Raw genomic sequence first — 8,728 nt, 5'->3', positions numbered from 1 at the left:
ACTAATTTTAAAGGCCTTCCCGATTGGGAAGGCCTTTTTGCTATGGGCGGATTTTGTCCATTGAACCCGATGTTTTCACACCAGAGCGAACACCAAGCCCGGCCTCTCGACCGGGCTTTGTCATACAGCCCGCGTCTGGCTTTTTCCTGCCGAAAGAGGGCCAAAAAGCCTGCAATTCCCTCCTTTTTGTAGCTATACCTCGGCCTTTTTTGCTCAATTCACAACCATTTTAATGGAGCCACTGTCGGTCAAATCAGGTTTCTGCCGCATGCTGGCTACAGAGTAGCTCCATATTGACCACCCCATCCTCCATCTGCACGTCGATCTTGAAGCCAAGCCGCTTGGCGAGGTTGACCATGCCGCGATTGCTCGGCATGGTCATGCCGGATAACTGGCCAATCCCCTGCTCTTTGGCGTAACGGATGATCTTCTCCATCATCAATTTGCCAAGGCCGACCCCTTTCAAGTCCGACCGCACCAGAATGGCAAATTCGGCATCGCTCAGATCCGGGGTCGAAATGGCGCGTACCACGCCGAGGATCTGATCCTGCAGCTCGCCATCCTGACCCACAGCAACGAAGGCCATCTCCCGGTCGTAATCGATCTGGGTCATGCGAGCCAGCTCTTCATGGCCCAGCTCGCCGACATCGGCGAAGAAGCGCTTGTACCTGTCTTCATCGGATACTTGCAGTACGAACTGTTTGTGAGCCGGTTCATCTTCCGGCCGGATCGGGCGCAGCAGGATGTGGCGCTGGTCTTTCAGCCAGGCACCCTCCTCCAGCTCGGTAGGATAGGGGCGGATCGCCAGTCGATTGCTGGTCGGGATGGCGGGGTCTGCCAGCGTGAGGCTGGCATCCAGTACTACCATCTCGGTACCGCACGCTTGTAGCGGATGCAGATCCAGCTCCTGAATCTCCGGAAAGGCGAGCAGCAGCTCGGAGAGCTGGCAGAGCACCTGACCGAGGGCATCGATATCCAGTCGCTCCGGCGTGGCCTGTTCGCGGATCTTGCGGCTTTTGAGGGCTCCGATGATCTGGTAACGAGCCAGCGCCTGATTGAGCGGTGGCAAGGCCGCTACCATCTCCTGCTGCTCCGCGCCCGATTCACCCAGCAGGATGACAGGGCCAAAGATGGCATCTTGCTGGATCCGCACCCGCAGCTCCAGGCCGCCGCTGCGGCGGGCCATCCGCTGCACCAGCAAACCTTCGATGCGGGCGCCCGGATCATGCTGTCTGACCCGATCCAGAATGGCATCTGCCGCTTGCGCCACTTCAGCCGAGGTGCGCAGGTTGAGCACCACACCATGAACGGCGGACTTGTGCAGGATGTCGGGTGAGCGCAGTTTCACCGCCACCGGATAGCCGATCTGCTCGGCGGTCAGGGTCGCCTCGATGGCGTCGGTGACGATCCAGGTTGGCAGGGTCGAGAGGCCGGCAGCCTGTAAAATCGGGTGCACCAGATGGGTATCCAGCCTCAGCTGTTTGCGCTCCTGCGCCTGGCGGATCAGCTGCTGGCAGAGCTCGACATTGAGCTGGTTGCCGTGCAGTGACGCCGGGGTTTCCATAAGTTGCTTCTGGTTGCGGCGGTATTCCACCATGTGCATGAAGGCCGCCATGGCGCTTTCTGGCGTGCGGTAGGTCGGGAAGCCCGCTTCGGTAAAGAGTTTGCGCCCCTCCTGCGCCGAGTATTCGCCCGCCCAGTTGGTGAGGATATTGAAACGGCGCGCTCTGGGGTGCTGTTTCAGGTGGGCGATAAGATGGCTGGCCAGCGGCGCACTCGGGGCCGTGAGCGAGGGGGCGTGGATGATCAGGATGGCATCGATGCCATCTTCCTGCAACACGCTGTCCAGCGCCTCCTGATAGGTGGTGATGGTGGCATCGCTGCCGATATCGAGCGGCGGGCGCGCCAGCTTGCCGCCGCGCTCCAGCAGCACATCCACCGCCATATTGGCCAGTCCGCGGCCGTTGGAGATGATGGCGAGCCGCTCCCCCTTGAGGGTCATGGAGTGGCTGAGGGTTTCGACCGCGGCGAACAGTTCGTGGGTATCTCGCACCCGCAGCATACCGGCGCGGCGGATGGCGGCATCATAGACATTGTCGAGGCCGTGGGCCGGATCGTGGCGGCCGCTTTTCAGCACGAGGATCGGCTTGTTGCGCGAGGCTGCCCGCGCCGCCGAGAGAAAGTGGCGGGCGTCGTGCAGCTTGTCCATGTAGATCAGGATGGCGCGGGTGACGCTGTCGCGGGAGAGTTGATCCAGCAGCTGGCCGAAGTCGATATCGCAGTGATCGCCAAGGGAGATGAAGGCGGAGAAGCCCAGCTCATGCTGCTTGGCCCAATCCAGAATGGTGGTGCTGACGGCGGCGGATTGCGACAGAAAGGCGACCTGTCCAGGCTTGGCTGCAATGGGTGAAAAGCTGGCGTTGATCCCCTGGCCGGGCAGCAGCATCCCCATGCTGTTGGGGCCGAGCAGGCGAATGCCATATTGCTGGCAGACCCGTTTCAGCTCCAGCCGCTCTTCGGGAGAAAAGTCGGCGGCCAGTATGATGGCGGCGCCCGTACCCTTTTGGCCGAGCGCCTCCAGTAACGGCAAGACCCGCTCCCGCCGGGTGCAGATGATGGCGAGATCCGGAGTCAGCGGCAGGCTGGCAATATCGGGATAGGCCAGCACGCCAGCGATGGCCTTGTTGCGCGGGGTGACGGGGAGGATGGGCCCTTTGAACTGGCCCGCCAGCAGGTGGCGCACGATCACATGACCCGCCTTGAGCGGGTCGGTCGAGGCGCCGATCACGGCGATTGATTGGGGTTTAAACAGCCGATCCAGACCGCTTGCGTTCATGGGCACTCCCGTCAAAAGGGGGAAGATACCAGTCTAATACGCCTTTGCTGCGGGTTCTGTGACCGGATCCTGATCACCGTTTGTTCAGGGCATTGGCGCGTAGATAAAAGCGCAGTTCGCCTTGCACCCGGCGAATGGCGCCCAGGTGGCGTTCCTGCAGATAGATATCCTGCTCCCGGTCCAGCGCCGTGCTGGGCACCCCCATGCTTTGCAGATACTCGTCAAACAGGGTTGAACCCTTGATCTCTACCAGATGCTGTTTCATGGCTCTCCTCCCTGCGCCTTGGCGTTTGTTGATGAACGCCCAGTCTGCGATGAGCTGCCGGGTTTGCCTATTGTCACTTCTGACATGAGATTTGACACGAGAGCGCTCACACATCTTTCAGAGAGGGCACCGTTGAGGCGTTGGCTGGCGTTATAGTATGGCGAGGAGCATGAGGCACGGATGGTGCGCAGGATGATCAGAGTCTGGTGGTGGTGTATGGCACTGTGGGCGGTTGGCGCATCGGCAACCGAGCAGCCTATCCGCGCCTGGAATCTGCTGCTGGATCACCCCAACCCCGCCGTCGTCCAGTTGCTGCGCCTTTCCCTCGATCTGACTGTGCCCGAATATGGTCCCTACCAACTGGTTTCCAGTCCGCAGATGGAGCAGGGGCGGGCGGTGAAGGAGCTGCGTAGCGGCGAGCTGGTTCAGGTCGGTGTCTTTGCCCCCGATGGTGAGCGAGAGCGGGATCTGCTGGCGGTGCACATTCCGCTGGCCAAGGGGTTGCTGGGGTGGCGGGTCTGTCTGGTTCGGCAGGGGGATGAGGGGCGTTTTGCCGCGATCGGGTCGTTGGCGGACTGGCATAGCGCCGGGCTCTCCATCGGTCAGCACAGATCCTGGCCCGATACCCAGCTGCTCAAGGCCAACGGCCTCAAGGTGACGGTGGGCAACCTCTATGAGGCGCTCTTCAACATGCTGCGCAAGAAGCGTTTTGACTGCTTCCTGCGCTCGGTCATCGAGGTCGAGGATGAACTCAAGCAGCATCCGGATCTCGCCATCGAGCCACGACTGGTGTTTCGCTATCCGCTGGCGCTGCTGTTTTTCGTCTCGCCCAAATATCCGGAGCTGGCGCAGCGCATCGAGCTTGGCCTGCAGCGGGCACGGCAATCGGGCGCTTTTGACCGGGTCTTTGAAGCGGGATTTGGCAGCACCATTCGGCGGCTGAAACTGGATGAGCGGGTGCGCCTCGAGCTGCACAACCCTGATCTACCCCAGGCCAGTCGCATCATGATGGCCGATCCGGCCCTTATCTATAAACCGGGGTTAGCGCAGTGACCCCTGATTCTGCGCGGTGTCCCAGAAGGCGCGGATCAGCGGCTCTTCCAGCCGCTTCTTGAGCACCCCGATCCCCACATCAAATGGCTTGAAGGCGGGTTTGAGGTCGATGATCCGCACCTTGTCGCCGAGCGGGCTGTGGTCGATCACCGCCGCTGGCACCAGCCCCACGCCGCAACCGAGCGCCACCATGGCGACGATCCCCTCGTTACCCGCCACTTCGGCATAGATGTTGGGGGCGATTCCCTTGTTGCGAAACCACTGATCGCTGCGTTTGCGGGCCAATCCCTGCTCGGAGAGGATCAGCGGTAGCTGCTCCCAGTCCGGCTCGCCCTGGCGGAACCACTGGTTCAGTTGGGGGGCGTTGCGCGGCGCGATAAACACCAGCGGCACCAGCTGCAAGCTGGCAAATTCCAGCTTGGCGGGCAGGGCATCGGGGCGGGCGGCGATGGCCAGATCGGCTTCATCGGCCAGGATCTTGTCCACCGCCAGCGCCGGGTCGCCGGTCTCCAGCTTGATCTCCAGCTGGGGGTAGCGGCGGCGAAAGCGCTCCAGCACCTCGGGTAGCAGAAAGTAGCTGGCAGTAACCGAGCAGAAGACCCGCAGCCGCCCTTGCAGCGGTTCATCGCTGCGTTTGAGCTCCTGTTTGAGCTGACGCCACTCCTGCAGCAGGCCGCCGCCAAACTCACGCAGCTTCTCGCCGGCGGGGGTGAGCCGTACCGAGCGGTTGTCCCGCTCGAACAAGATGCAGCCGGTCTCCTGCTCCAGTCGCTGGATGGCGCGGCTCAGGGTGGAGGGGCTGACCGCCATGGCATCGGCGCTCTTGCCAAAATGAAGGGAGTCGGCGAGGTGGAGAAACAGCTCGAGATTGCGAAGGTCCATTGATCATTTCCTGCTGCAGTCAGGGCATAAATTCATGCCGAACCGTCCGGCTCGGGCAACCGCGTCCCCGGATAATTCAGCGGCAATTTTGCTGAAATGGGGAGTCACATGGTGTTAAATTGCCAAGAATCATCTTTCAATTCTTGCAACGTACTGTTTCGAATATATCAGTTCAGGCAATAAGTGTCCCGCGCTATAGTGGTTCAGACAACGCCGCTACCCGGCATGGAATCAATTGAACGGAGCAATCACCATGGCTAACTATTTCAACACCTTGAACCTGCGTCAGCAGTTGGCCCAACTGGGCAAGTGTCGTTTCATGCAGCGGGCGGAATTCGCCGACGGTTGCGACGTGCTGAAGGGCAAGAAGGTGGTGATTGTGGGCTGTGGTGCCCAGGGTCTGAACCAGGGTCTGAACATGCGTGACTCCGGGCTGGATATCTCCTACGCCCTGCGCAAGGCCGCCATCACTGAGAAGCGTGCCTCCTGGCAGAAGGCCACCGACAACGGCTTCGCGGTCGGCACCTATGAAGAGCTGATCCCGACCGCCGATCTGGTGCTGAACCTGACTCCGGACAAGCAGCACTCCGATGTAGTGAAAACCGTGATGCCGCTGATGAAGCAGGGCGCGGCGCTGGGCTACTCCCACGGCTTCAACGTGGTGGAAGAGGGTCAGCAGATCCGCGCCGACATCACAGTCGTGATGGTCGCGCCCAAGTGTCCGGGTACCGAAGTGCGTGAAGAGTACAAGCGCGGCTTCGGTGTGCCGACCCTGCTCGCCGTTCACCCGGAGAACGATCCCAAGGGTGAAGGCATGGCCATCGCCAAGGCGTGGGCTTCTGCTACCGGCGGCGACCGTGCCGGGGTGCTGGAGTCCTCCTTCGTGGCGGAAGTGAAATCTGACCTGATGGGCGAGCAGACCATCCTTTGCGGCATGCTGCAGGCCGGTTCTCTGCTCTGTTATGACAAGCTGGTTGCCGAAGGGACTGACAAGGCCTACGCCGGCAAGCTGATCCAGTTTGGCTGGGAGACCATCACCGAAGCCCTGAAGCAGGGTGGTATCAGCCTGATGATGGACCGCCTCTCCAACCCGGCCAAACTGCGTGCCTTCGAGCTCTCCGAGCAACTGCGCACCCTGATGCGCCCGCTGTTCGAGAAACACATGGATGACATCATCGCTGGTGAGTTCTCCCGCGGTATGATGGCCGACTGGGCCGAGGATGACGTCAAACTGTTTACCTGGCGCGAAGAGACCGGCAAATCCGCCTTCGAAAACGCCCCGGCGTTCGCTGGCAAGATTGCCGAGCAGGAGTACTTCGACAATGGCGTGGTGATGGTGGCCATGGTCAAGGCAGGGGTGGAGCTGGCGTTCGAGACCATGGTGGCTTCCGGTATCTACGAGGAGTCTGCCTACTACGAATCCCTGCACGAGCTGCCGCTGATCGCCAACACCGTTGCTCGCAAGCGTCTGTACGAGATGAACGTGGTTATCTCCGACACCGCCGAGTACGGCAACTACCTGTTCGCCAACGCCGCTGTGCCGTTGCTGCGCGAGCACTTCATGCCGACCCTGAAAGCGGGCGACCTGGGTGCCAGCAAGGCGGAAGGGCAGAGCGTCGACAACCTGGCGCTGCTGGCGGCCAACGAGGCGACCCGCAACCACCCGATCGAAAAGATCGGTCAGGTACTGCGTGGTTACATGAAGGACATGAAACGTATCGCTGTTGGCGGTTAATGTCCCCTCATCCCCAACCCTTCTCCCAGTGGGAGAAGGGTGAAAAATAAAAAGCCCCGCTCATCGAGCGGGGCTTTTGCATTCAGAAAGGCTGGATAAATCAGGCTTTCCACGCTTTCCAAGTGTTGATCAGACCGTTGGTGGAGCAGTCGTGGCTGGTGACAGCCTCGGCGGTGTTGAGCTCCGGCAGGATCTTGTTGGCCAGCTGTTTGCCCAGCTCCACGCCCCACTGGTCGAAGGAGAAGATGTTCCAGATTGCGCCCTGTACGAAGATCTTGTGCTCGTACATGGCGATCAGGGCACCCAGGGTTTTCGGGGTCAGGCTCTTGAACAGTATGCTGTTGGTCGGGCGGTTGCCTTCGAACACCTTGAACGGCACCAGATCCTTGACCTGCTCCAGGGTTTTGCCAGCAGCCAGGAACTCGGCTTCGACCTGCTCTTTGCTCTTGCCGAAGGCCAGTGCCTCGGTTTGGGCGAAGAAGTTGGCCAGCAGTTTCGGATGGTGGTCACCGATCGGGTTGTGGCTGATGGCTGGCGCCAGGAAGTCACAGGGGATCAGCTTGGTGCCTTGGTGGATCAGCTGGTAGAAGGCGTGCTGGCCGTTGGTGCCCGGCTCACCCCAGATGATGGGGCCAGTCTGGTAATCAACCGGCTTGCCGTTGCGATCAACGTACTTGCCGTTGGATTCCATGTTGCCCTGCTGGAAGTAGGCAGGGAAGCGGTGCATGTACTGATCGTACGGCAGAATGGCTTCGGACTCGGCACCATGGAAGTTGTTGTACCACAGGCCAATCAGCGCCAGCAGCACCGGCACGTTCTGTTCATAGGAGGCCGTGGCGAAGTGCATGTCCATCTCGAAGGCGCCTTGCAGCAGGGCTTCGAAGTGCTCGAAACCGACGGAGAGGGCGATGGGCATACCGATGGCAGACCAGGAGGAGTAACGGCCGCCAACCCAGTCCCAGAACTCGAACATGTTGTTGGTGTCGATGCCGAACTCGGCCACGGCCTTGCCGTTGGTGGAGAGCGCAGCGAAGTGCTTGGCAACGTGGGCCTTGTCACCGGCGATGTTGATGAACCAGTCGCGGGCGGTCAGGGCGTTGGTCATGGTCTCCTGAGTGGTGAAGGTCTTGGAGGCCACCAGGAACAGGGTGGTTTCCGGATCGATATTCTTCAGGGTTTCGGCGATGTGGGTGCCATCGACGTTGGAGACGAAGTGCATCTGCAGGTGGTTTTTGTAGGGGCGCAGTGCCTCGGTGATCATCACCGGGCCGAGATCAGAGCCACCGATACCGATGTTGACCACGTGCTGGATCGCCTTGCCGGTGTAGCCTTTCCACTCGCCTCCGATTACCTTCTCGCAGAAGCCCTTCATCTTGGCCAGCACGGCGTTCACTTCCGGCATCACATCCTTGCCGTCGCACTCAACGGGGCGGTCGGAGCGGTTGCGCAGGGCCACGTGCAGTACCGAGCGGCCTTCGGTCATGTTGATCTTCTCGCCATTGAACATGGCATCGATCGCGCTGCGAAGATCGGTCTCTTTGGCCAGATTAACCAGCAACTTGAGGGTTTCCTCGGTGATCAGGTTCTTTGAGTAATCAACCAGAATATCGCCGCCGAAGGTGAGGGAAAACTTGTCAAAGCGCTTCGGGTCCTGCGCGAACAGATCCTTGAGTCGAGTCTCTTTGTTTGCTGCAAAGTGGGCTGCCAGTGCCTGCCAGGCCTGGGTTTGGGTTGGATTGATATTTTTCATAGGATTCCTGAAATGCCAAGTTGTGTTTGAACCTTGCAGGCAAGGTCCCGCCAAACCTTATTATCCGAGCATTATAGCGAGCCGATCGGGCGGCCCGTGTAACAGATTTTTACCGATTGTCTTTTACCGCAGTGGGTCACGGTCGGGAGCATACAACCAGAACATTGGGATTATGAGTCACGAAAGCAAGGCGGATCTTGCGCTTGC

The 8,728-nt window shown here is 60.3% G+C and carries 7 protein-coding genes; 3 read left to right on the top strand and 4 right to left on the bottom strand.

Annotated elements, in window-relative coordinates; all coding sequences use genetic code 11:
• The coding region (locus tag CF137_RS22160) for a hypothetical protein (RefSeq protein WP_204787356.1) at positions 1-192 on the top strand (192 nt) is incomplete at its 5' end.
• Between the two features lie 61 nt (positions 193-253).
• On the opposite strand, the gene CF137_RS02185 is transcribed toward CF137_RS22160, so the two are convergent.
• Together CF137_RS02185 and CF137_RS02180 are read right to left on the bottom strand one after the other, a co-directional pair.
• The gene (locus CF137_RS02185; protein WP_139717588.1) at positions 254-2,836 is read right to left on the bottom strand and encodes a bifunctional acetate--CoA ligase family protein/GNAT family N-acetyltransferase; all 2,583 of its coding nucleotides are present in this window, start codon (positions 2,834-2,836) and stop codon (positions 254-256) included.
• Positions 2,837-2,909: 73 nt separating this feature from the next.
• Positions 2,910-3,101: a hypothetical protein gene (locus CF137_RS02180; protein ID WP_005339486.1), complete on the bottom strand. Its 192-nt coding sequence runs from the start codon at positions 3,099-3,101 to the stop codon at positions 2,910-2,912.
• Between the two features lie 192 nt (positions 3,102-3,293).
• Between CF137_RS02180 and CF137_RS02175 the strand changes: the two genes are divergently transcribed.
• Positions 3,294-4,154: a type 2 periplasmic-binding domain-containing protein gene (locus tag CF137_RS02175; RefSeq protein WP_139717586.1), complete on the top strand. Its 861-nt coding sequence runs from the start codon at positions 3,294-3,296 to the stop codon at positions 4,152-4,154.
• Here CF137_RS02175 and ilvY read toward each other — a convergent pair.
• A complete protein-coding gene (gene ilvY / locus CF137_RS02170) occupies positions 4,143-5,036 on the bottom strand; it encodes an HTH-type transcriptional activator IlvY (RefSeq protein ID WP_042022630.1) in 894 nt (297 codons plus the stop codon). The genes CF137_RS02175 and ilvY overlap by 12 nt on opposite strands.
• Positions 5,037-5,289: 253 nt before the next feature.
• Between ilvY and ilvC the strand changes: the two genes are divergently transcribed.
• Positions 5,290-6,771, top strand: coding sequence for a ketol-acid reductoisomerase (gene ilvC, locus CF137_RS02165; RefSeq protein WP_101323273.1), 1,482 nt, complete (start codon positions 5,290-5,292; stop codon positions 6,769-6,771).
• 100 nt (positions 6,772-6,871) lie between these two features.
• Here ilvC and pgi read toward each other — a convergent pair whose 3' ends face one another.
• Positions 6,872-8,521 carry a glucose-6-phosphate isomerase gene (gene pgi / locus CF137_RS02160; RefSeq protein ID WP_139717583.1) on the bottom strand — a complete coding sequence of 550 codons (1,650 nt, stop codon included), beginning with the start codon at positions 8,519-8,521 and terminating at the stop codon, positions 6,872-6,874.
• Between the last annotated feature and the right edge of the window lie 207 nt (positions 8,522-8,728).

It is taken from the genome of Aeromonas sobria (assembly GCF_006243315.1).
GTDB classification, from domain to species: domain Bacteria; phylum Pseudomonadota; class Gammaproteobacteria; order Enterobacterales; family Aeromonadaceae; genus Aeromonas; species Aeromonas sobria_A.
This window is presented reverse-complemented; position numbering and strand designations above follow the sequence as displayed.

Bases quoted from the DNA above. Each gene is read 5' to 3' on its own strand.
- CF137_RS02185 (WP_139717588.1), bottom strand. From the start codon at position 2,836: ATGAACGCAAGCGGTCTGGATCGGCTGTTTAAACCCCAATCAATCGCC.
- CF137_RS02180 (WP_005339486.1), bottom strand. From the start codon at position 3,101: ATGAAACAGCATCTGGTAGAGATCAAGGGTTCAACCCTGTTTGACGAG.
- CF137_RS02175 (WP_139717586.1), top strand. From the start codon at position 3,294: ATGATCAGAGTCTGGTGGTGGTGTATGGCACTGTGGGCGGTTGGCGCA.
- ilvY (WP_042022630.1), bottom strand. From the start codon at position 5,036: ATGGACCTTCGCAATCTCGAGCTGTTTCTCCACCTCGCCGACTCCCTT.
- ilvC (WP_101323273.1), top strand. From the start codon at position 5,290: ATGGCTAACTATTTCAACACCTTGAACCTGCGTCAGCAGTTGGCCCAA.
- pgi (WP_139717583.1), bottom strand. From the start codon at position 8,521: ATGAAAAATATCAATCCAACCCAAACCCAGGCCTGGCAGGCACTGGCA.